Annotated in this window: 23 protein-coding genes; 2 read left to right on the forward strand and 21 right to left on the reverse strand. The window is 43.5% G+C overall.

What is annotated here, in order from left to right:
• Positions 1-4: 4 nt before the first annotated feature.
• The 21 genes from mreD to A136_RS12480 all read right to left on the reverse strand — a co-directional run bounded on the left by mreD (position 5) and on the right by A136_RS12480 (position 22430).
• Positions 5-493: a rod shape-determining protein MreD gene (gene mreD, locus A136_RS12380; RefSeq protein ID WP_017062956.1), complete on the reverse strand. Its 489-nt coding sequence runs from the start codon at positions 491-493 to the stop codon at positions 5-7.
• The gene (gene mreC / locus A136_RS12385) at positions 483-1370 is read right to left on the reverse strand and encodes a rod shape-determining protein MreC (RefSeq protein ID WP_004735927.1); all 888 of its coding nucleotides are present in this window, start codon (positions 1368-1370) and stop codon (positions 483-485) included. The genes mreD and mreC overlap by 11 nt, the downstream gene beginning before the upstream one ends.
• A 94-nt stretch (positions 1371-1464) precedes the next feature.
• Positions 1465-2508, reverse strand: coding sequence for a rod shape-determining protein (locus A136_RS12390; RefSeq protein WP_017062957.1), 1044 nt, complete (start codon positions 2506-2508; stop codon positions 1465-1467).
• Positions 2509-2658: 150 nt separating this feature from the next.
• Entirely contained in the window at positions 2659-6816 is a 4158-nt protein-coding gene (locus tag A136_RS12395) for a DUF6701 domain-containing protein (RefSeq protein WP_017062958.1), read from the reverse strand.
• Positions 6813-7271 (reverse strand): hypothetical protein, encoded by a 459-nt coding sequence (locus A136_RS12400; RefSeq protein ID WP_017062959.1) that lies wholly within the window; start codon positions 7269-7271, stop codon positions 6813-6815. The genes A136_RS12395 and A136_RS12400 overlap by 4 nt, the downstream gene beginning before the upstream one ends.
• Positions 7261-7983, reverse strand: a complete 723-nt coding sequence (locus tag A136_RS12405) for a PilW family protein (RefSeq protein WP_017062960.1) — start codon at positions 7981-7983, stop codon at positions 7261-7263. The genes A136_RS12400 and A136_RS12405 overlap by 11 nt, the downstream gene beginning before the upstream one ends.
• Positions 7983-8345 (reverse strand): type IV pilus modification PilV family protein, encoded by a 363-nt coding sequence (locus A136_RS12410; protein ID WP_017062961.1) that lies wholly within the window; start codon positions 8343-8345, stop codon positions 7983-7985. Before A136_RS12410 ends, A136_RS12405 begins: the two co-directional genes overlap by 1 nt.
• A complete protein-coding gene (locus tag A136_RS12415; protein WP_017062962.1) occupies positions 8342-8839 on the reverse strand; it encodes a prepilin-type N-terminal cleavage/methylation domain-containing protein in 498 nt (165 codons plus the stop codon). The genes A136_RS12410 and A136_RS12415 overlap by 4 nt, the downstream gene beginning before the upstream one ends.
• A gap of 124 nt (positions 8840-8963) precedes the next feature.
• Complete coding sequence (locus A136_RS12420) at positions 8964-9461, reverse strand: type II secretion system protein (protein ID WP_017062963.1); 498 nt, start codon at positions 9459-9461, stop codon at positions 8964-8966.
• 35 nt (positions 9462-9496) lie between these two features.
• Entirely contained in the window at positions 9497-10072 is a 576-nt protein-coding gene (locus A136_RS12425; RefSeq protein ID WP_017062964.1) for a prepilin-type N-terminal cleavage/methylation domain-containing protein, read from the reverse strand.
• A gap of 79 nt (positions 10073-10151) precedes the next feature.
• Complete coding sequence (locus A136_RS12430) at positions 10152-10607, reverse strand: hypothetical protein (RefSeq protein ID WP_017062965.1); 456 nt, start codon at positions 10605-10607, stop codon at positions 10152-10154.
• Positions 10608-10610: 3 nt separating this feature from the next.
• Positions 10611-11834: a type II secretion system F family protein gene (locus A136_RS12435; RefSeq protein WP_017061351.1), complete on the reverse strand. Its 1224-nt coding sequence runs from the start codon at positions 11832-11834 to the stop codon at positions 10611-10613.
• 12 nt (positions 11835-11846) lie between these two features.
• Positions 11847-13571, reverse strand: coding sequence for a GspE/PulE family protein (locus A136_RS12440; protein WP_017062966.1), 1725 nt, complete (start codon positions 13569-13571; stop codon positions 11847-11849).
• On the reverse strand, positions 13561-14736 hold the full coding sequence (locus tag A136_RS12445) for a tetratricopeptide repeat protein (protein WP_017062967.1): 1176 nt from the start codon (positions 14734-14736) through the stop codon (positions 13561-13563). Before A136_RS12445 ends, A136_RS12440 begins: the two co-directional genes overlap by 11 nt.
• Before the next feature lie 2 nt (positions 14737-14738).
• The gene (locus A136_RS12450) at positions 14739-15578 is read right to left on the reverse strand and encodes an ExeA family protein (protein ID WP_017061348.1); all 840 of its coding nucleotides are present in this window, start codon (positions 15576-15578) and stop codon (positions 14739-14741) included.
• A 53-nt stretch (positions 15579-15631) separates the two neighbouring features.
• The gene (gene mshL / locus A136_RS12455; protein ID WP_017062968.1) at positions 15632-17269 is read right to left on the reverse strand and encodes a pilus (MSHA type) biogenesis protein MshL; all 1638 of its coding nucleotides are present in this window, start codon (positions 17267-17269) and stop codon (positions 15632-15634) included.
• A gap of 15 nt (positions 17270-17284) precedes the next feature.
• Positions 17285-17617, reverse strand: coding sequence for a hypothetical protein (locus tag A136_RS12460; protein ID WP_017061346.1), 333 nt, complete (start codon positions 17615-17617; stop codon positions 17285-17287).
• Entirely contained in the window at positions 17610-18257 is a 648-nt protein-coding gene (gene pilO / locus A136_RS12465; RefSeq protein WP_017061345.1) for a type 4a pilus biogenesis protein PilO, read from the reverse strand. The genes A136_RS12460 and pilO overlap by 8 nt, the downstream gene beginning before the upstream one ends.
• Positions 18257-19699 (reverse strand): MSHA biogenesis protein MshI, encoded by a 1443-nt coding sequence (locus tag A136_RS12470; protein ID WP_017061344.1) that lies wholly within the window; start codon positions 19697-19699, stop codon positions 18257-18259. The genes pilO and A136_RS12470 overlap by 1 nt, the downstream gene beginning before the upstream one ends.
• 2 nt (positions 19700-19701) lie before the next feature.
• Positions 19702-21717 (reverse strand): RNase E specificity factor CsrD, encoded by a 2016-nt coding sequence (gene csrD / locus A136_RS12475; RefSeq protein ID WP_017062969.1) that lies wholly within the window; start codon positions 21715-21717, stop codon positions 19702-19704.
• 161 nt (positions 21718-21878) lie between these two features.
• On the reverse strand, positions 21879-22430 hold the full coding sequence (locus tag A136_RS12480; RefSeq protein ID WP_017062970.1) for a single-stranded DNA-binding protein: 552 nt from the start codon (positions 22428-22430) through the stop codon (positions 21879-21881).
• A gap of 278 nt (positions 22431-22708) precedes the next feature.
• Here A136_RS12480 and A136_RS12485 point away from each other — a divergent pair, with 278 nt between their 5' ends.
• Together A136_RS12485 and galU are read left to right on the forward strand one after the other, a co-directional pair.
• Positions 22709-23356: a LuxR C-terminal-related transcriptional regulator gene (locus A136_RS12485; RefSeq protein WP_029235092.1), complete on the forward strand. Its 648-nt coding sequence runs from the start codon at positions 22709-22711 to the stop codon at positions 23354-23356.
• Between the two features lie 157 nt (positions 23357-23513).
• Positions 23514-24386, forward strand: a complete 873-nt coding sequence (gene galU, locus A136_RS12490) for a UTP--glucose-1-phosphate uridylyltransferase GalU (RefSeq protein WP_017061340.1) — start codon at positions 23514-23516, stop codon at positions 24384-24386.
• Positions 24387-24474: the final 88 nt, after the last annotated feature.

Below are 24474 nucleotides of genomic sequence, written 5' to 3' on the forward strand. Positions count from 1 at the left end.
CACGCTACCTCACATGCCAATGGCGACGCACGCGTCTCATTAATAAAAACATCCAAGGCCAAAGTATACAGTTTATCAATGCGCTCCATAACGATAACGGATTGAAAACAACATCTTGGATCAAATATTCACCAAAGAAGATCAACACCTCAAACAAGACCGTTAACGCGGCAATGATCATCGCTTGCTGCCATAACGCCATGTTACGAATGACGAGGAAGTTCATCGCAATAATGTACATCACTATTGCCATCATCATGCCTCGAATACCCAGAGTAGAGCCGATCAAAAGGTCCCACAATAAGCCTAAAATCAAAGCACTACCCACGTTAACACGATGCGGTAGAGCCAAAACCCAGTAACACGTAACCAGCAGTAACCAAGATGGTCTAAATAAATCTAAGCTACCAGGCCAAGGGATCGTCTGCAGAGTCAGTGCTATTAAAAATGAGCAGAAAATTACTACCTTGCTTCTCAAAACGCTATTGGCCATCTTCGCCCTCTAACAATGCTTGTTCTATGCTCGATTGATCCGCTTGCATCTGTTTGTTTTCATCAGGCCATACAAGCAGCAGGTATCTGAGCTTATCGAACTCAACCACAGGCTCTGCTTTAATCACAGCGAACTCACGTTTCGGGTCGTAATCAACGGCCGTAACATAGGCGACTGGATAACCTTCTGGATATACCCCACCAAGACCTGATGTCACCAACAGATCTTCTTCTTGTATATCGGTACTGGTTGGAATGTGCTCTAGCTGGATCTCATCAATCATGCCATTGCCCGAAGCAATCACACGGATGTCATTACGAATAACCTGAACAGGAATCGCATTGTTTGCATCAGTGAGTAGTAATACACGACTATTATGCGCAGCAACGAAAGTGACTTGGCCGACAATGCCTTTTTCGTTGATCACCGGCTGACCTTCATACACCCCATCAATCTGACCTTTGTCGATCACGACTTGATGGCGATATGGTGAAGTGTCTACCGCCATAACTTCTGTGACGACTTTCTTCTCATCACGGATAAACGGCGAGCCTAACAGCTTACGAAGGCGCTTGTTTTCTTCTTGATATTGCTCAAGCAGAATCAGCTCGCTCTTCAGACGCAAGACTTCTCGTTTAATATTATGGTTAGATTCAATTAACCCTTTGCGAGTGCTAAAACGGTCGTAAACACCATCGAACATAGTGCGAGGCAAGTTGGCTGCATATTGAATAGGCGCAACCATGCTGTTTAATAGATAGCGAACATTTGAGAAAGCATCTAAACGACTATCAGCCAGCATAAGGCTGGCTGATAAAATTACAGCAAAAAACAGGCGCAATTGTAGAGAGGGACCTCTACCAAAAATTGGCTTCATTCTATATTTGGTCCTAGAGCTACATTTGATCCTATAGACAAGGTCCTAGGCTCTTTACATAAAACTAGATAAGAAAAGAGCCTAACACTAGATATTATTCTTCGCTGAACAGATCGCCGCCGTGCATGTCGATCATCTCTAGCGCTTTACCGCCACCTAGAGCAACACACGTTAATGGCTCTTCTGCAACAACAACAGGGATACCTGTTTCTTCTGTTAACAGGCGATCAAGGTCTTTAAGCAGTGCACCACCACCTGTTAGTACCATACCGTTTTCTGAGATATCAGAAGCCAGCTCTGGTGGACACTGTTCAAGTGCAACCATGACTGCAGATACGATGCCAGATAGAGGTTCTTGAAGTGCTTCAAGGATTTCGTTTGAGTTTAGGCTAAAGCTACGAGGCACACCTTCAGCAAGGTTACGACCACGTACTTCGATCTCTTCGACTTCATCGCCAGGGTAAGCTGAACCGATTTCGTGTTTGATCTTCTCTGCTGTCGCTTCACCGATCAAGCTGCCGTAGTTACGACGAACGTAGTTGATGATCGCTTCATCAAAACGGTCACCACCAATGCGAACAGAAGACGAGTAAACCACACCGTTCAGTGAGATAACCGCAACTTCAGTAGTACCACCACCGATATCAACAACCATTGAACCTGTTGGCTCAGAGACACGTAGGCCAGCACCAATCGCAGCAGCCATAGGCTCATCGATTAGGTAAACCTCACGAGCACCAGCACCTAACGCTGATTCACGGATAGCACGACGCTCAACCTGTGTTGAACCACAAGGTACACAAACCAAAACACGAGGACTTGGTTTAAGCACACTGTTGTCATGCACTTGTTTGATGAAGTGCTGAAGCATTTTTTCCGTTACGTAAAAGTCGGCAATTACACCGTCTTTCATTGGACGGATCGCTGAGATGTTACCAGGCGTACGACCAAGCATTTGCTTAGCAGCGTGGCCAACAGCAGCGACACTCTTTGCAGAACCCGCACGATCTTGGCGAATAGCTACAACTGAAGGCTCATCAAGAACAATGCCTTGGCCTTTTACATAAATAAGGGTATTGGCTGTACCTAAATCAATCGATAGGTCGTTTGAAAACATGCCACGAAGTTTTTTAAACATATTCTTCGCTCATCCTGCAAGAATTAGAAGACAAAAATTGCACTAAATGTACCAATGCCTTGCTGTTACGGCAAGGCATTGAAGTACAAACATGGACTGAAACCCGCAATTTCTTACAGATTCCTAACTTAAGGGGCAAAAATTATATTATTACTGACCTGTTAAGCCACTTTCACCTCGGTAGATCACACGATCGTTACCGCGGTAGATACCGAATGTGACGACGGTGGATGGATCTTCATCACCCAGTTGGCGCCAGTTGTAACGTAGCCATGGTTGATCTTGATCACTGCCACTACATGAGATGTTATTTCCGCCATCGCTATCAGGCTCAGAGTCATCCATTCTTAACCACAGACGAACTTGCTCACGTGGCGCGTCTGTTCCTGCTGGCGTATTTTGATTTGCTGTGACCTCTTCTTCTCCATCATCCACATTTCCATTACCGTTAAGTGAAACTAAAGTGGTTGCCGCCCCTTCACTGTGCCAAATAACTTGTTTACAAGTATTAGCCCCATTGAAGGTACTGCGGTCATCATCCTCGTTAACAATAAACTCGCTGCCATCCCAGAACTCAGCGCGCAATGGAATAGTTAGAGTAGTATCAGAATTGCCACCAATATCATCTAGCACCATTCGACCATAACGAGCTGGAGGCTGGACCGGAAACTCGACAGAATCAGTCAAAATATCAGAGTCAGTAAATGAAACAGGATCAACTCCTGCAACGGTCAAGCCAAAGTGGGTAATAGTGGAGTTAGCATCTGAAGTATTAAACGGTGCATCTCTGCGGCCAACGTCATCTGAATCCGTAACTCGCTGAAGAACAGAGGCACTATCGTTCAACAACCAATGCTTACGATCATTAGACCAAGACCCAGCATCCGTATCTAGCAAGAAGCCGTTATCTATATTGCTATCATCTAGAACACCAAACTTTGCTTGTAGTTCTGTATTAAAGAATCGGTAATTATTAAGCGCATTATCCGTATCACCTTCACCTTCACCTGATGCCATTGGATATACTTGGTGAACTGTAGAGTCATAAGGTTGACTCAAATAAGCAATGTCGTTTTGATTCGCGACATTCCATTCAGGGTTCTCTTGCAGGAAGTACTTCGGATAGAAGCGGCCAATTGATTTACTTCCAGAAAATCCACCAAGAATCTTGCCGTAAAAGCTGCTCGAATCTTCAGTCACTTCAAAATTTATACTACCAACTTCTGAATACTTTAAACTTTTGAATTTATAACCATTATCATTAGGACTAATATCGGAACTAGACTGAGTCAATTGGCTGCCAGGCTCTAAGCTACCAAGCACTGCACCATTATTGCTAGGTGTATCCAGAGTATGAGTTGCAACGACAGCACCAGAGGACAGCAAATAGTTTTGTGTTACTAAGCTATTGTTACACGAAGGGTTAGCGTTACTCGAAAATCGAATTGGTTTAGCAAACACGTCAAACTCTTCCCCTGCTGCAACAAACGCATTCCCACCACTGCTGTTGCCATCAGAACTGTTGTTTGTACAGATTGCAAATTGCCAAGGTCTGACATAGACCTCAACGATACCTTCTAACGAATCCCAACTGTCACCATCATTATCTTCACAATCATACCCCGTTGGACATTCAAAAGTAGGGTCCGAAAGTTTGAAGCTAACCTTACCCGCTTCACTGTAAATAACGGAACCTGTAGTTTGAGCGGAACTATCAAATTCAAAAATTACCGAAGTATCGCTCCAATCGCTCTTACTTTTTACCAATAAGTTTCCATCAACGGCTCCCTGGGCAGAAGTGGGGTGCACCAATGAAAAGTCCGAGACATTGAGAGTTTTATCCCCTAGATAACCTAAAACAGGTGTTGCCGTATCATCTTTACAAGCCAAAGCTTTCAGGTCAAAGCTCGCAGCCAGACCGGCTACAGCATATATATCGCTCGCTTCAAATTTGTATAGCGATACTAAAAAGTCGCCAGAGTCACTTTGATTGGAATCTGACGCCAATTCAGCCTCAATTTTATAAGTCCCAATTGATTCAGCATCTAAACCGAGCGTTAATATCCCAGATGAATTTGTCGAATAAGAATTACCACCGTTATGGCGCCCCTCAATAACACTATCAACAATTATGCCAGCAGGTGTCGTAATATAAACTTCAACTTGCTCCGTGGCTGGATTCCCTTGAGAATCAGTTATGATGACCGTCACTTGTGGAGTTTCACACAATAAAGAGAAATCTTTATTAGGTGTCAGATCCAATTGATAATCTGATGGTTGCACAGGACAAAACTGACCATCATCAATAATTTTCCCATCAGGTCGTAATTCTATATTTTTCGCTGTTACTCGACCATTTATAAGACCGTTGCCACCAGTAACAAGGACTTTATCGCGACTAAAAATTAGCGCATTCAAGTTCCTTTCCACCTGAACTAACGCATTGCTACCTTTATAATTCTCAGCCCATATAGACAGTTTGAAGCTATTATTAATAACTTGCCCCCCGCCTGACAATTCAAAACTATTCACATAGATCTTAGTATTTTGAGATAATATTATTTTACCGCTAGCACCTACAATCAAATGCTCAATATAATAGGTATCCCCAGTCAAGTTAATCGTACCTGAACCTCCAGCGGATACTGTATTATACTTACCGCTAACCAAGTTGATTTCTTGCCAACCGGCATCCACATTTTGACCTGTTGGTAAATCTAGATCGACAATATTAGGCTCAGTTATATATAGCGATGAGTTCTCTACACACTCGTTGCCATCACATTGTGTCTTTGGGTTAACGGTTGGGTTTGTCGGGTCAACCCATATGCCTACTTGCCCACTAGACTGGTAGGTACCTTCAATCTGAATCGAGGCCGTATTTGAAGTCCATAATAAGCTACTATTATCCCCCCAAGACTGAACCACATATGGAGCAACATCACATATATCTAATGGAACATCTTCCATTTCAAAAGCAAAGTAACCAACCTCTTCAGGTATATGCGTGCGATCTCTAAAGTCTTCATCGACAACAAAACTAACCTGATCGTTATTGATATTACATCGACGCAACCAGCCTCCGTGTCCACCAGCCCGCTCTTGTTTATTGGCGATGATTCCATCAACATTCGTTAGAGAGGTGGTAGCATACTTATCCTCACAGCCATCCAACATTGGGTCATTACCGTTTTGACTGGGTGTATCATACCCTCTTGCAAATTGAACCTTGTAACCATCGACTGCAAGATTGGAGTTGGTTGGTAATGTTGCTAAAAAAGCTATTTTTTCATCTTCATAATCGAGATTACTGTTGTGAGAAGCACTAAGCTCTAAAAATAGATCGACATAAGATCGCTCATTAGTTCTTTTTACCTTTCCTGATGTCATCCATTTCGTACTGTTATTCCGAGTTTGGATTTGATGTAACACGACTGGGTTTGAAGAAAATGTACCTCCACCAAAATCACTGTAGAGAACTCTATCATTATCGTTTGAACCAAACTTTGCACTTGCTTCATCTGTCTCTATGTAACCCGCAATTACTTGATGTCCATTAAAATCAGCAACACCGGGTTCAATGGCAAGGTAGCTTACCTCTGTCATTGGTTGACTATTTAAGTCAGGACCCCAACCGTTTTTAGGCGCTTTTACCTGCTCGATAGTGGCTTCCGTTTTAGTTACATTAGTAACCATTAACGATGCTGGGGCATCTAAGTCAGGATTATTAGAAGCAATAGTAGGCATCACGAACACAAGTGGTGTATTCGTGAAGGGTTTATTTAGAGGAATCTTACATTCTGAGCCTGCACATTGCGCGATTCCAAACTGGTACTGCGCTTGCGAAACATAACTTGGTGGTGGTTGAGTTATATCATCATCGCACTGAATCTCACTAGCTCCATCTCCCGATACAGCAATCGCTGCAGAAAGCCCTGAAAGGTCAGCAAATTGAGGCGAGCCAACTTGTCGCCAAGAGCTTCCTTCCCATAAATTATAAGTTAGCCATCCTGACTTATTCGAGCTACTTTCATATTCAAGCCAAACTTCATAAAACTCACCATTTAATGTTTCATTATCATCAATGACAGGGTTTCGAACGCCACTATCATTGCTCCAAATTGGCGTAGGGCTACCGCCATTTCTTTTCGTCGCATAGATAGTATCTCCCCCCGATGCAGGGGATAATTTAAACCATACGGAAAAATCATCTCCAGCATGAAGTGAGCTACATTGAGACGAAGAAAAATCTGCGAAAGCAGGAAAAGAAAAAAATAGCAGCGCAAATATTATACTAAGATGCTTCATTCAGCCTCCTTCACCCAAAGTTCTTGATTACGTTGCACTTGGCTCACACCAGAACCGCAAATTACCGAAGACTCTAGAACATAGAAAACAAAGCCATCAAGCTCTCCTCGATTGGAACACTGCACTCGCTCAAGAGAGCAATTCACCGAAGCCGCATCAACCATAGAGCTTGCTACCGTATAAATCCCACCTCCGGGTTGGAGAGCATTGCTGCTACAAACACTAGCAACAGCAGAAGAAGCCTGAGGATCAGGATCCGGATAAAACTGAGTCATAACATATTCATTAACAGAGTGACTGAGCAACCAAGCTTGTGTGCCAAGTACAACTCGAGTGTTTGAATCATTATCAGACCAACTCGTTCGACTCAAACTTGTCGCTAAGAAACCAAGCACCACGATAACAAAGATGACAATGACTAGCGCACTACCTTTTTGGGTTGATTTACGGGACATTAATCACCTGTATATCTTGCTCAAACACTGTGGACTCATTATTTTCTGCAAACTCGAGAATCAACTCAACAACACCGTTACTCTGAACATCCGCAGGTTGATAACTCAGAGTGCTATTCTCACTCATAACTCGATCGCTTATTGTGACACCATTACGAGTTAGTAAATTACTATTCGCAAGGCAATACTCCACAAGGTTATTTGAGTCAAAAATGTAGTGCCTTTTACCTACAGATTCACTGACAAGAGTGTTAGCTCCATTTGGAATAGAAAAGTATGCAGCAGATACGCTCGGAGGAACCACACTATCAAGAGGGTATACATTATTTAGGTTGTTGATATCCGTATGTGGTCTAGTCGGATTTATAACCAATGACATAGATTGTAATGAACTACTTGTCGCTCCAGTATCACTAACTAGAAAGTTAATGTCTGCCCCCGAGGTAGCGTAAAAACCTGAATCAACAATTGGATAAAATGATACGCAACCGCTACTTACAGAAGCAGGAAACAGATTAGGTACAGCATGCCTCACTTCACGCGAAAGCTTTTCCAGTACAAACCTAGCTTCGGTTTGTAGCCGAAAGCGCTCTACAGAGCCAAAATAACCTCTCATACCGAGTTCAGTAAAATTTGCGACACCAAGCAAAACGATACTTGAGATGACAATAGCTAAAATCATCTCTATAAGCGTAAACCCTTTCCCTTTCATTAATACTCCCCTTTATAAGCGACTAAAGTGATAGGAGGATTATTGCTTGCGGTAATTGTTAAGGTAAATTTCTGCATAGATGTAGTTGGCGTATCGTTAGTAACGACCAAATCCACATCAAAATTAGTGTAAGTGCTGCCGAGTTCAATTGGAGTGCCGGAGCTCACCGAGCCGTAATCTCGAGCTAAAAGATCGGTCATAATACTTTGACCTAATGCCGAAGCTCGGTTGGAATAATTCACTTGCCCTGAAAGCGCGGATTGTGGTGCAAGAAAAGTAGAAAATGCGAGCATTGCAAAACCAAGTAGTACAATAACAATAATCGACTCGATAAGCGTAAAGCCACTATTTACGTACTTCATGGGCATACCTGATTACTTGGATAAACAAAACCTTGAGAATTGATACAAACCCAAGCCCTGCCTGAACTATTATTTGATGAAATGGTAATTTGAACACCAGATGAGGCAGTATTTTCAGGGTTACCTAAAAGGTTGAATTCGATTGGAGAAGAGTAGCTAGAGATAGGTACAGACGCGAAGCTATAATCATCACTAACGATAACATCACTTCTTGTTTCAGATGTGTTATCACAAGCAGATTGCGAACCGATACAATTGTTCGCAGCTACTAAACGTAAGCTTTCAGCACCTGACACAGACATATCCATATTGGATTGCATTCGATTGAGCTGAATTTGTCGGATGACAGAAGATGCCTGTTCTTGAAGAGCATACAATTCGTAGACTTGGCGACCGCCAAACCGGCTAATAGCTGTCGCTGAAATAATAGCAAGTAAAAGAATCACTACGATCAATTCAACTAGAGTGAAACCTTTGTTTGGCTTTGTATTCATATAAGCCTTAATTGGTTAATTTGACTATCTAGATTATAAATTACGGTATGGAAGGATAAAGTGGCAGTTAAAACATATTGAATACAAAATAAAAGACCAGCCGAAGCTGGTCTAAAATACAAACTTAGTTACCAGTACCACCACAGCCATCAGCTGCCGTACCTAAATTCACAGTAGTAGTTGCAGCACTTGCCGCTGTTGTACCAGTAGCTTGCGTATAAGTAACAATACATGCCGCTGCGTCAGCAGCAGTGCCTGAGAATGAGTATGTAATACTGGTATTTGCAACACTAGCAGTTACAGACCAATCTGTAGACAAGCCAACAACTGCTGCACCAATACCATCAGCATCCGCTGTTGGGTAACCAAAAGAAGTTGTAATGCCCTCTACTTCTGGAGCTGGCGTTGCAGTGTACTCTTGAGACTCAACGCCCTCTACAGCAGCTTTGCCATAAACGATACCTGCAGCACTATCAATTGCACCTTTTAGACCTTGAAGTGAAGACTCACGAGCATCATCTTGCAGGTTTAGGAAACGAGGTGCCGCAGTTACAGCAAGAATACCTAGAATAACAATTACAACCACTAGTTCGATTAGGGTGAAACCGCCTTGTCTTTTCATAGTTAAGCTCTCTCTATGTTTAATTTTACGCAGACTTACTGCAAAGTTACGGTCACACGACCAGTTTTAATTTCGTAAACAAATTCATGCTCAGTACTACCTTCTAATTGAACGTAAGTACAGGTTGCATCACCTGAATTCGCTTGCGCTGAATATTTGTAATTTGAGTCGTTAGCGACATCTGCCACTGCACCTACTTTAGGTGGATTTTGCAGCAAGTTTTCCATCAGTTCAGAACATGTTTCATCTGAAATATCTTGTGGCGCGGTGCTCGAATTATTGTTCAGAGTCCACGGATAGCCATCTCGAAAGTCAGTATCGACGTTGCTACTGTTCTTTGATCTTGTTAACCAAAAATCAACACCATCATAATTTACAGTATTGTATGTCTCAACACCAATCTTCTCTGACGGTCTTGCTTCTGCTTCCCACTGTGCTCTTGCCGACAAAACAGCGGTCGCAAAACCACCAGCGACACCTTCAATGCTTGATTTCTTAGCTTCATCAGTTACATCGAGAAAACGAGGTAATGCAGCAACCGCCAATAAACCAACGACCACGATCACTATCACTAATTCGACAAGGGAGAAACCCTTTTGATTCTTAAGCATTTTCTACCTACTCATCTAATTATTAACGCGCATTATACATTCGCGCACGTATAAAACCATACAAAAACTGTCAATATTTTCACAAAGCCAAAATATTGGCTTTCACACTAAACCTTTCTTTTTCGAGCAATATATCTAGCTGATACTTATCAGCATAATGATAACTACAGTGAAACCGTATGTTATCACTCTTATCTTCAACACTTGGAGATCTTAGCCCTAAAATGCTTCCTTGGGGATACAATTGATCCAGCCAATAATTACAGTCTCGCTCCGTACCTTGGATAGGCATTACCCACCCAGTTCTGCTGTAGATCTTTGGGGGTTCCGAGCCTTCTTCTTGCCCAGCACCCGATAACAAATACTGCTGTTTGAACAAATTGGCTTGCTCTAAAATCCGCTTGCTCGCGACGATAAATGCCGTGTTAGTCGCTTCTTCTTCTACCGTTTTGAATGCCGAAAGCACACCGACAATAAGAAAAAGAATAACCACTGTCCAAATAACAAAACGTGAGCGTTGTAGGTTATTTAGCATTCCCTAGCCTTTGATCGCATCCAACATTCCCCACATCGGCAAGAAGATACCTAGCGCCAAAATCAGCACCATGCCTGCAACGATGGTTAACAAAATGGGTTCAATTCTGGCGGTTAAGGTTTTCAGATCGTAATCGACTTCGCGGTCATAAAAATCAGCCACTTCAAGTAATAGCTCATCAATACGACCCGTCTCTTCACCGACGGAGATCATTTGTATCACGAGCGGTGTGAAAATTTCGCTGTTAATCGCGGTCGACGAAACCGTACTACCGGCTTCAATGGCCGATTTCATGGCTTGAACTCGCAACTCTAGAAAACGGTTATCTAAAGCTTCCGCCGAAAGCGCTAGCGACTGGTTCAGTGGAACACCCGCTTTAAGCATCAAAGCAAAAGTACGCGAGAAGCGTGACAACAGTGCTCGATTCACTACCCCGCCAATGACCGGCATTTTTAAGCGTAATCGATCCCACTTTTCCAAGCCTTTGTCTGTCTTCACCCAAGCTTTAAAAGCGAAGATAAGACCAAAGATCACTCCAAGCATTAAGCCCCAGTAATTCACAAAGAACTCAGACATACCAATCAAGATACGAGTAGGCAGCGGCAAGTCGACACCAAAGCGCGCAAACATGCTTGAGAACTGTGGAATAACCTTGATGTTAAGAATGAACATTGCAATCAAGATAAAACTGATCACGAATGTTGGGTAACGCATCGCAGTCTTAATTCGTTTGCGAGTCTCAACTTCTTGTTCGTAATATCCAGCTAATTGCAGTAAAGCCTGATCTAGACGGCCTGTGTTTTCACCAACGCCAATCATCGAGACAAACAACGGACTGAATACCTTTGGGTGCATCTGCATTGACGCCGCTAAGCCGCGACCATTGGTTAGCTCAGCAACCACCTCTTCCAAGGCGGCTTTCAGCTGCTTATTTTCGCAGTTTTGAGTGAGGCCTTTCATCGATCTTAATAGTGGTACACCCGCTTTGGTTAGGCTGTATAACTGTCGACAAAACAGAACCAACACCTCTAACGGTACACTCGGAAAGAACAGACTCGATACATCCATATCTAAGACTGAACCACCACTTTTGCCCAGTTTGATAGAGGTTGGAATGATCCCTTTACTCATCAAGCTTTCAGCAGCAAGATCTTCATTATTCGCGTCTAATTGCCCACTTACTTGACTACCATCAGAGCTGCGACCTACATAACGATACGTTGGCATATCATTCTACCCCTACAGATAAATTGGGTCAGTGGCACCGGACGCATCACCTTCGCCAAGATGCATTATCTCATCAAGACTCACGACACCTTGCAGAGCCAATTCCATCGCAGAAGCCAATAACGGTTTATAGTTTTCAGACTGTCTCGCCTTTTGAGCAAAACCTACCGCATCATTAGCTCTCAGTGCATCCATCATGTTTTGCTCTAGCTCCAACATTTCAAATACACCAATTCGCCCGCGGTAACCGGTTAAGTTACAGTGCTGGCAACCACGGCCTTTCATAAACGGCACACCTACTTGGTTAGGGAAACGGACGCTCAGCCATTGCTTGCGAGGTTCATCTAACTCATCCTCAACCTTACAATCTGTACACACTTTACGAACTAATCGCTGTGCGACTACTGCTCGAACAGCGCTCGCGACCAAGTAACCCGGAGCACCCATATCCATCATACGCAACGCGCTGTCTACCGCATCATTGGTATGTAACGTACTTAATACTAAGTGGCCGGTCAGTGCAGCTCTCAAGCCTATCTCAACGGTTTCGTGGTCACGCATCTCACCGATAAGAATAATATCGGGATCCTGACGTAGAAAGGTTCTCAAGATAGTAGAGAAATCGAGATTGATCTTAGGGTTTACCTGAACTTGATTCACACGAGGTAGGCGGTATTCCACCGGGTCTTCCGCAGTAATGATCTTTTTACCCGGTTCGTTTAACTCACTTAACGCGCCGTATAAGGTTGTTGTTTTACCTGAGCCGGTTGGGCCGGTAACCAAAATCATGCCATGTGGACGGCGCAATTGTTGACGCAGACGAACCAACAGATCACTCGGTATGCCCGACTCTTCTAGTTTACGTAGGCCTGCTGACTGGTTAAGAAGACGCATAACCACTGATTCACCGTGCTGTACTGGCATGGTCGACATACGAATATCAACCGACTGACCTTTAGCTCGGATATTAAAGCGACCATCTTGAGGAAGACGTTTCTCTGAAATATCGAGGTTTGCCATCAGCTTCAAGCGCAGTACAAGTGCAGAAGCGATATTCACTTCATTCAGCAATGTTTCATGCAGTACGCCATCAATACGCTGACGAAGACGCAATACGTTTGAATCTGGCTCGATATGAATATCCGAAGCACCAACCTGAATAGCATCTTCAAATAGTGAGTTGATCAGCTTAACGACGGTAACTTCATCACTGTCTTCTTCAGCGATATCGAAATCAAAAGCATCATTAACTTGGTGTTCAGCGTGAAGTTGCTCAGCAAACGAGGCAATCTCTTTGGTTCTTCGATAATAGCGATCGAAGCCATCAACCAATTGCCTTTCTTGAGCAACAACGAATTCCAGCGCGTAATCGCCGAGCTGACCAAGCAAAGACTCTTGGGCAAACAGATCGGCTGGGTCACTCATAGCAACACGTAAAGTGTCACCTTGGCGCCCAATCACTAAGGCACGAAGGCGACGAGCATGTACTTCTGGCAAAAGCTGTACCGCTTCAACATCGACAACGGCTCGGCTTAAATCAATAAGAGGAATCGCTAACTGCTGCGACAAAAAGCTCAGCATTTGCTGTTCTGACAAGAAGCCAAGCTCAATTAGAGCATCACCGAGCTTACGCCCAGTACTTTTCTGAGCGGCCAGTGCTTGTTCAACTTGAGCCTCGGTGATAATGCCTTCTTCGACAAGCAAATCACCAAGTCTTTTTCTTAATCTAATTTGCATCGCCGCTCTCCTCTAAAGCATTGAGTATTTTTAACCGGTCACGCACAAAGCTTTGTGATTGAGATGAGATACCGACTCTGGTTAACGCACCTTGGTATGACGCTTTAGCAGCCGTGAAGTCGAGTTGGCGTTCTTGCTGAATCGCTAAGCCCAACCACCAGCGAGCGTTATCTGAATCGACCTCAACCAACTTTTGATAACTCTCGAGTGCGATTTCTTCTTGCTGTGATTTTTGGCTCAACGCCGCACGCATTGCTAGATACTCTTGAGTTGGATGCGGAGGCATGTGTACTAAAGGGCTCAGCGCCGCTTCTGATTGATTCGCTTTAACCAGCAGTTTAGATAACCCTAATCGCAATTTTTCACTGTTGATGTTGAGCTTAATTCCAGACTGATAAAGCTCATAGGCTTTGCGAGTATCGCCTTTACCAAAATAGAGAATCGCAAGTTTCTGACGGACATCTTCATTTCGTGGCGTGTAGCGTAGAGCTTCAGTGTAGCCCTTCAACGCACCAGTAAGATCGTTCGCATCAAGCGCTTTCTGAGCTCGACCTTGAGCATTCACAGATAGCTGTTCCGGAGTTAACTCAACCTGTTCGATCAACATTCCGCTATTTTCTGAATCACCAGAGGCTACAGGCTCATTAGAGATAGACGCAGGATCTTTTTTGGCCACACTAGCAACGTAAACTGGTTGGGGGATGTCAGTCCTAATCGTTTTAGGCGTGCTTAGAGGTTTAGCCGGTGTTTGTTGTTTTGTCGCTTTTGGGGCAGACATAACAACTGATTCGGAAACACTAGGCTTAGATTGAGCGCTTTTTGCCATCGCAGTGTTTTCTGTTGAAAGGATCGCAGAGTCTAGTGTCACCAATTTCTTAGTTGGCGATGAGATAGGTTGAGCGGCTTCCTGGATGCCATTTGAATCATCAACGACAGAGACTTGAACCTGTAAATCTCGAGTTGAGATTGACTGCTCAACAATAGACTGATCAATCACAGGGCCTTGCGATATCGCCCAACCGCCCATCGCTAAGCTCAACGTAAAACCTGCAACAACCCAAACTAGGGGGGAACGCGTTTTTACTTTAGGTACGACTGCCGCTTCAATCGAAGTCGCTGACTTTTTCTTTGCCAATTCAGACAAGGCGTTGTTAATGACGCTCATAATTAATTCCAACCCCACAGTATTGGCGTTTTAAATTTAGGCTTACACACATCGTACGTTTCATGCATAGCTGAAAAAAGATGTTGGTTGTCGATACTTTTCTTATCTTCACTGAACGAAAGCAATAGAGCCTTATGGCAAAGTTGGTTTATCAATCTAGGGATACCTAACGACGAACGACAGATCGCCTTTTTTTGATTCAAGCTGAATAACTCAGGACTGCCACCAGATTTAGCGATTCGATTATCAATATAAGCCACCGTTTCATCGAGATTCAGCGGTCTCAGTGTCGAACTAAATGTGATTCTTTGGCGAAACTGCCTTAGGTGGTAAGCCTCTAATCGAGCATCCAATTCTGGCTGACCTAATAAGACAATCTGCAGCAGTTTTTTATCTTCCGTTTCAAGGTTACCAAACAACCTTAATGTTTCGAGCGCTTCATCCGATAGAGCCTGAGCTTCATCAAGAATAGCCACCACTCTTAAACCAGAATTGTGCAATTCAATGAGCTTATGCTGAATGTTATCAACCAAGGTTGCTTCATTATCGACAGCTAAACCAAGCTCTGTTGCAACCGCCTGGCGCAAGTCTGCCCCTGATAACACAGGGTTTGGTAAGTAGATCAGAGCTGTACAGTCATGTAGGTGATTGACCAACATTCGGCAAACCATGGTTTTTCCAGTGCCTACCTCTCCGGTCACCTTAATCACGCCCTCGCCCATTTCCAACGCCGAGATTACCGTCTGAATCGCTTCGAAATGAGGCGCTAAACCATAGAAGAAATCGGTATTCGGCGTTAAGGTAAATGGCAGTTGTTCAAAACCAAAGTGAGCTTGATACATACGACGACCTAGCTTAGTGAGACACTGCCACTCTATATTGAGAAAGTAAGCAATTACTCTTCATCAGGGAACCACTGCTGAAGAAGATCACGTGAACGCTCCAACTCATTTTGCCAAGTATTCACACCCACGATCGTTGGCTTAAGTAAGATCACGAGCTCAGTTTTTTGCGTTAACTGATTGGTATTACGGAACAAATGACCTAAGGCTGGAATATCACCGAGGAATGGAACTTTAGAGGTCACATCACTGGTGTTGGATTTCATCAAACCACCAATAACAACCACATCGCCATCTCGAGCTCGAATCACTGAGTCAGACTCACGAATAGAGCTTTTCGCCAAAGGAAGCTGCACCACACCCGTTGTAGAACCAAGGTTGAGCTCTTTCACTTCTTCCTCGACCTCAATAACGGCTGGGTGAACATGTAAGAATACGCTACCTTTATCATCTATCTGAGGGGTCACATCTAAGGAGATACCCGAAAAGAACGGAGTTAACTCAACCTCAGGTGCGACGTTCGCGTTGTCACCACTGCCTACCGCGCTAGATAAATCCGTCACGTAGTATTCGTCAGTACCCACTTTGATAACCGCTTTCTGGTTGTTTGCAGCTGTGACTCGTGGGCTTGATAGAACGTTCAGGTCACCTTGAGTATCCATAAAGCTCAATACCGCTTCAAAACTGCCATCTGAGATCGTTACGTTGGTTTGCCCGCCTAACAAAGAGCTGATCGCATCTAATGGAGGCAAAGTTCCACCAGGTCGATCAATTACCACACCGCCGCTGCCAATCGACTTAGATAAATTAGACCAGCTAATACCTTGTTGGTAACCATCACTCAAGGTTACTTCCATGATTTTGGCTTCTAGGATAACTTGACGCTGCAGGCGTTTTTGAGAAATACCTAAGAACTCTCGAACCTCACGAATTTCGTCAGGGTAAGCACGCACTGTAATCACACTCGCTTGCGGGGTCACGACAACGCTTTGCCCATCGCCCGAGCCAATTAAGTGAGCAACCGCCGCTTCAAGCTGTGGCCAAAAATCACTTTCAGAGGTCGTTTCAATCTCTGTACCACCATTCGATGTCGAGTTTGATGAATTAGAAGAGTTAGATGAATTTGACGAGTTTGAGTTCGAGTTTGAAGAGCTCGATGAATTCGAATCTGAGTTAGAGATCGTGCCGGTGGTGATCGTCGTTAGTGAGCGACCAGAACGCTTAACTTGTAAGTAATCGACAGGGATCGTTACGGTGCGAAGACCGGCAGGATAAACTTGAATCACTTTGCCACGCTTTTCAATATCGTAGCCATACATATCTTGAGCAACAGCCAGTACCTCATCTAACGTCACGTCCGTTAGATTAAGCGTAAGGTTTCCAGACACACTTGGGTGAATAGCCGCACTATATTCCGTACCTTTCACTAAGCTGGCAAAAAAAGTTCTCGCTTCAACGCCTTTTGCCTGAATACGAAAACGCTTAACCGTTTCCATCCCCGGAGACATCGAGTCAGAATTAAGCTGAGGCATAAGGTCATCTTGAACCGACGAAGGCAGCTTATGAAGCGCTCTGCTATTGGCTTCATTAATTGATTCGTTTAAAGACTCTTTAATCTCAACAGGATCTCTATGCCCCATCGAACAGCCGACTAAAGATGACACTAGGATTGCTACTACAAGTTTACGCATGTCTTCACTCTAACCTTAATTATTCTTAACATCTAAAGAGAACATCTCTAATTTCCACTGCTTAGAGCTTCTCTGCAGAGTGACGTATTCTGGATCTATGTTCTTAACTCGGTACCCTCTGATCGTTTCCCCTTGTCCGAGAATCTGACCATTCATAATCGCATAGCAAGGCGTATCTCCCTTACACACGATGCTTTCTAAAGAAGGCAAGCGATAACGAGTTGGTGCTTTCTTAGCAGGCGCCGTTTTCTGTTGAGGTGAAAGCCAGCCTAATGGCGCCGTGGGATCTTGCTCAGCCCACACAAAAGAGCTACTAAATAGCAAGGACAACAAAAGAGTTCTAACCACCGATAAACTCCTGTCTAGTACCTAATGTGTAAACCTCGAACACCAGTCGAGCTTTAGGATATTCTTCTACTGAGTATTCAAATGTGCGCCAGTAGTAACTCACAGGTAGAGACTCAAGTGCTTGAAGGTAAGCTGAGATATCAAAGTAACTGCCGGTTAGCTCCATTCTTACAGGGTGAAGAAAGTAGCCTGAATATTCGCTGGTCTCTTTATTGTTCGAAATCGCTTCTGGTTTTAATGACTCTAGCGATTCAAGCTTTAGTCCATTACCGGCGTTAAGAACGCTCTCCAGTAACTGCGACATTTGAGAAGGTGTGATTAATCCATCAACAATCTGAGAAAGCTGAAGAGAGAGATCTTGGCTCTCCACCAGCAGCTTTTTGTACTCTCGATTAATTTCTTTGTCTGGGTCTTTGTTTAACTGAGCTTGCAGAACAAGTAACTCACCTTGCTGCCTTTGATTCGATTGAGTCAGGCTGCTCGCCTTGGCATTTTTAGCTTGTAGATCGAGATACGCAGGCTCAACCAATAAGGTGAACAACAACATCGATAGGCCAACAAAACCACACACAAAAAGTAGCCATTTTTCTCTTTGACTTAATGCAAGAAACTTATCGCTCAGCTGGTTCCACTGCTGCATTATTTACTCTCCCGACGAGTACTTAGCTCAAACGTCACCACATCCTGATCATTACGGCCAATTTTTAGTTTTTCAAAAGTGCGTCCGACTAAATTAAGCTCACTTTTAAACTGACCAATCCAGTTCGGAACGACATTTGCGTTACGAGCCAAGCCACTAAGATCTAAAGTATCGTGGGTCATGTAGATGTGCGAAAGAGAAATGTCATTTCGGCCTAATTTAGCTAAGGAATTCATGACGCCAGAATACCCGACTTGTTGGGATTCGTCGTATTGTCCAACAGCCTTCAAAGCCTCTTTTTTAGCCTCAGTCTCACGTTTGAGACGCGCAACCGCCGCGACTTTCTCTGGAGACGGTTTATGCTGAGTTAACTTACTATTCAATTGGTTAACTTGCTTGTTAAGTTGATTCGAGTCTTGTTGCAGGGCTGTTAGCTCTTTATCTAGATTAGAAACTTGATACTGCATTGCGAAGTAACCACCAAGCATCAAAACACAAATTACTCCCCAGCTCGCAACAACATTGGTCAGCGTAAAATATTCTTTTTTAGGCTTAAGGTGTTCAGGGTAAAGATTGACCTTAAACGTCTCTTTTTCAGCTGCAAGTTTAAGCAACAAACTCTCTGAATTATCACGCTCACCTTCAACCAACAGTGAAACTGTCGAGCTCAATGTACTGTTTAAGGCACTTTGTAACTCTGCTTCATCTTCTTCGTCACAACAGATTTTAAGCTGGTGAAGCTGGGTGCCTTTAATTTGAGAAGAAAGGTAATCAATCGAGCGTTGAAGCTCTAAAGCGAGGCCATCTAACTGCAGAGCACTTGACGCAACACCCGTTAAAGGTGGCACAACACTGCGGATGGTTCTTTGAAAACAAACGGTATTTTCGACAAACGCACCCAATTTAAAGTGTGAATTGACGCTACGTTGTAAAAGAATGAAATTAGACAGTTCGCCTGCACTGTAACCCCAGATTTCATCTTCAGGAGCAACACCTATTAATTCAACCTGAGCCGAATTAGTGATATTCAAAAGCTTGTCCAACAGCTTTTTAGGCAGGACATATACTTGCAGCTTGTTCGACGTTGGTAACGCGACCGCACTCGCAGTAATTTCCGTGACTCTTTCTGAAACAAGATCTTTGAGTAAAAAAGGCAGTGCTACCGACCATTCACTCTCTGGAATGTCCGGTTTATCAATTTGGTAGGTTTGGTAGTAGTTAGCACAGACAATCAGTTGGACGCTATTACTGGTAAACGCCTCACTGCTAAGCGATTTTTTTAGCGCACTCTCCCAGTCCCCATTAACCACGGGAATGCTGGCTACTTGAGGATCTTGTTCTGTCGATGAAATATAAATGGCGTCATTGCCCAGCAAGACAACTTGCGAGCTACCTTTATTATTCGTTGGCTTTATTTTGTCTAAAATCGCTTTAAAATTCATTCTTAACTACTACTCTTACGCCATCGATTTCTTCGTCCAACTTTGACAACAGATTCCGCTTTCGCGGCTTTTTCTGCTTGATTAGGCAAAGGGATAATTTGTTGTTCTTCGTCGAAATATCTCCCTTGATAGCCGTTAATGCCTAACTCTATCAAGGTATTCTTTTCTTGTTTTGTCTCGACTCCAACGGCAATAACTTGAGTTGGAGAATCACCACACGCCCCAATTAAGCTGCGAACAAACAGTTGGTTCTCATGCCTTTGGTCGATTTTCTTTATTAGGCTTCGATGAAGCTTAATATAATTAACCTTCAAATCCTTTATATAGTGAGTGCTAACAATGGTTCGCCCAGCTTGGCCAACCACAACTTTACACCCTAAACCTCGCAACATCTTTGCCACCGGTCTCATATAATCAAGATGAGCAATCAAGTGCCCTTCTGGAAACTCAAACGCAAGCTGAGAGCGGTGTTGAGCAGAGAGCTGTAACAACTCACTCCTAAACCACTTAAAGTGCTGTTTATTAGCAAACGGGGTAACATTCAGATTCACTGAATAGTTGATAGGTTGAGTTGATTCTTTCAACGATTTCAACACAACCTTTAGAACCGATTGGTCCATTTGAGCTTGATAACCCACTTGCTCTACCGCAGGCATAAATCGAGACGATTTCAATAAACCTTTGTCAGGATCCTGAATTCTAGTAAATATTTCTCTATGCAATTCATTAACTTGACCAGATTCCGGCATAAGATAACACCGCTGAGCAAAGATTACTAAATTTTCAGGAAGCAGCGCTTTATCAAGTAATGTTCTCCAACGAACACTACCTCTATCAAGCTCATTCTTATTCTCTTTCGGGTAACGGCTCCAGTTATTAATACGCTCTAACTGAGCACTCTTTAGTGCCGTTTCCGTTTCATCCATGATCTGGCTATGACGCTCACCTTCGGTATACATGGTCACACCAATATGACACCAGTTATCCGACTCTAAAGGCTCTGGCGGAGTTAGCTTATCTAACTGCCTTAAACACTGAGCAGCCAAGGTCGCAATATCTTTTGCGCCCTGATGAGGGATAAATACAGCAAAGTCCGCTTCGTAATAGCGAGAAAAAATGACATCGGGATAGCGTTGAACGATATTCGACAGTACTTCACCGACTTCAATAATAAAGCCGTCTGTGGTTTGCTTATCGTTAGCATCACTAACTTGCTCCCATTCGTCGATACGTATCAGTAACACACCGCCTCGAGCACCACTTTCATGCAGTGCCGATTCCAGCTTATTATCGAATAAAACTCGGTTTGCCGTTCCCGTGAGTTTATCTAGGAAAGTATGGGTACGAATAAAGGTATCAAAGCGACTTCGTTCTTGACGAGCATCTTGTAGCTCTTCAATCAATACATCTAAGGCTTCGCTTGCGGTATAAGGCCACTCTCGCTCATCTCCCTTTGCATGAGCTTCAACCTGACCGGCCAAGATCATTCTTCCTCGCTCTTCCAAGATTTCAGAACCCATGAGTTGTTCTTTCAACCAACGAACACCGCGAGCAAGACAGAACAGAACCAATGCGACAGCCAAAGTAATTGACCACATCGCTTCCATTGAGTAGTTGTAGCCAATATAAGGAGGAAGTGCTTTAAATTCGATTCGGTAGCCTTCATTACGCTCTAAAATGAAGCTTTTCTCATAAAGACGATTGGGATCAATTTGTGGGGAGGTATCTTTGAAACGATAAACGATGCCGGTCTTGTTCGAGAGTTTCATCTCAACAATATTGCTCGCCTGCAACATCTTAGGCATCCAACGCTGCATTGAATACGCGGCGTCAGGGTCTTCCATCTCTTTATCTACAACGTCGACAATGCCAACCAAATAATGGTCTAAATACTCCTGTCCAATACGCTTAAAGGAAAGTGTGCCACCAATAAAAAGAATGAACATCGCGCTGATCACTATCACGGTGACAAATGCGACCAATCGAGTGCTCAATTTTAGTGTCGGGGTATATCTCATGAATAACGAAATCCTTTTCAACTCACATTATACCGTATTGCTACTTATACTATAAATTGACGTTGTAAATAAAGCGTTAAGAATTGTAGGTAACAAAAAGCCGCGATGAACGCGGCTTTTTCCAATTTAATACTGTCTTTATAATATATTAAAAACAGGGATCAAAATGGGATGTCATCATCAAAATCCATTGGCGGCTCATTATATTGAGGTTGAGCCTGCTGAGGAGCTTGTTGAGGTGCTTTTGGCTGCTGTTGAGCGGGAGCACTGTATTGTTGTTGCTGTGGCTGCTGTGGCTGACCCCAACCACCTTGCTGTTGGTTGTTACCCATGCCACCTTGAGCAGGAGCACCACCTTGAGCACGGCCGCCAAGCATTTGCATTACACCATTGAAGCCTTGAACAACCACTTCAGTTGTGTAGCGATCTTGACCGCTTTGATCTTGCCATTTACGAGTTTGAAGTTGACCTTCAATGTAAACTTGAGAACCTTTACGTAGGTACTCACCAGCAACTTCCGCAAGCTTGCCAAACAGAGCAACACGGTGCCATTCTGTTTTTTCACGCTGCTCGCCAGTTGCTTTATCACGCCATGACTCTGACGTTGCAATGGTAATGTTCGCTACTGCGCCGCCATTTGGCATGTAACGAATTTCAGGGTCATTACCTAGGTTACCCACTAATATAACTTTGTTAACTCCACGGCTAGCCATGATTTGCTCCGTCTAAATTCATAGTCTCAGAAAATTTTAGCGCACAAGAATAGCATGCTTTTCTGCAGTGATAAATCGCATTCCTATTCTCTCCTCACTACAAAGAATAAAAACGTAACAAATCATGATATTCAGAGCGATGTTGCTTTTTTCTCCACTTACAAACCACTCATTTACTTTGATAATTGATATTCAACGCAAGTCACTATCAAGGCGCTAGAGAAGCTAAAGCCTGCATGACAACGTGGAATCTAATCCCACTCAAACAGGACGTTTCAATGAGAAAATCAAGATACGCTCGCACTTTACACTTTCTGTGCATCGACCCAAACGATACCTATCTACATGTAAAAGAGATAGAAAAGCATTTATCTATTGTTCTCTACAAAATGACACCCGACGAATTAATGCTAGTTGATAGAAAGCGGAGTAACCGGATCTTGCTCGTCGATTACAGAGAGGTACCACAACTACTGATTATTTGTCCTAACCTGACTGTTATGTGGAAAAATCACGAAATCATTTTATTCAATGTCCCCCAGCAACTTCCAACCTCAGAGCTTCTTACCTATGGGGTACTAAAAGGACTCTTTTACAACACTGAACAAAAGGACAAGATTGCTCGTGGTCTTCAAGAAGTCATTGATGGCGATAACTGGCTGCCAAGGAAGGTAACCAATCAACTGTTGTTTTATTATCGCAATATGGTCAATACCAACACCACACCAACCAATGTTGATTTAACCATTCGTGAGATCCAGGTGATTCGCTGTCTTCAATCCGGGTCTTCAAACACACAAATCGCCGATGACTTGTTTATTAGTGAGTTCACGGTTAAATCTCACCTCTATCAAATATTCCGTAAGCTTGCGGTAAAAAATAGAGTTCAAGCGATAGCATGGGCAAACCAGAACCTGCTTGCATAATCGACCCACCTCTTAGTCTGACGATAATTTTGAGGGAAGCTCTAGTAAACCATGGCTATTGTTGCTGAATTTTCGACATAACTTATGCTAGAGTTGCCCTCAGAAATATCAACCACTCAGGTTGAATCAATAATTATTATAGATAAAGGGTCTTATCATGATCAAAAAGTGCCTTTTCCCGGCAGCTGGCTACGGTACACGTTTTTTACCTGCAACCAAGTCAATGCCTAAAGAAATGATGCCTGTAGTAAACAAGCCTCTGATTGAATACGGTGTAGAGGAAGCTATCGAAGCTGGTATGGATGGAATGTGCATCGTTACTGGACGTGGTAAGCACTCGATCATGGATCACTTTGATAAAAACTACGAGCTTGAGCACCAGATTAGCGGCACCAATAAAGAAGACCTATTGGTTAATATCCGTGAAACGATTGAAGCGGCAAACTTCACCTACATTCGTCAACGTGAGATGAAAGGCCTTGGCCATGCTATTTTAACGGGTCGCGAACTTGTAGGCGATGAACCGTTCGCAGTAGTACTTGCTGATGACCTTTGTGTGAACGAGCAACAAGGCGTGCTAGCTCAGATGGTTGCGCTATACAAACAGTTCCGCTGTTCTATTGTTGCTGTACAAGAAGTTCCAGAAGAAGAGACTCACAAGTACGGTGTTATCTCTGGCGAAATGATCAAAGATGACCTTTTCCGAGTTGATGACATGGTAGAGAAGCCAGAGCAAGGTACAGCACCAAGCAACCTAGCGATCATTGGTCGTTATATTCTGACTCCAGATATCTTTGAATTAATCGAGCAGACAGAACCAGGTAAAGGCGGCGAAATCCAGATCACTGATGCATTGCTAAAACAGGCAAAAGCAGGCTGTGTATTGGCTTACAAATTCAAAGGCCAACGTTTTGACTGTGGTAGTGTTGAAGGCTATATCGAAGCAACAAACTACTGCTTCGAAAACCTATACAAGAAAGACCAGCAGCAAATCGAGCTAGGTAAACACTCGACCAAGAAAGAAGCATAACGACTGGTTAATCACTAACGTTACTGATTTTAGAAAGGGCGACTCTTTGAGTCGCCCTTTTTGTTTACTGTTTTTTTATCCAGTAAAA

Source organism: Vibrio crassostreae 9ZC13, assembly GCF_000272045.2.
GTDB lineage: Bacteria > Pseudomonadota > Gammaproteobacteria > Enterobacterales > Vibrionaceae > Vibrio > Vibrio crassostreae_C.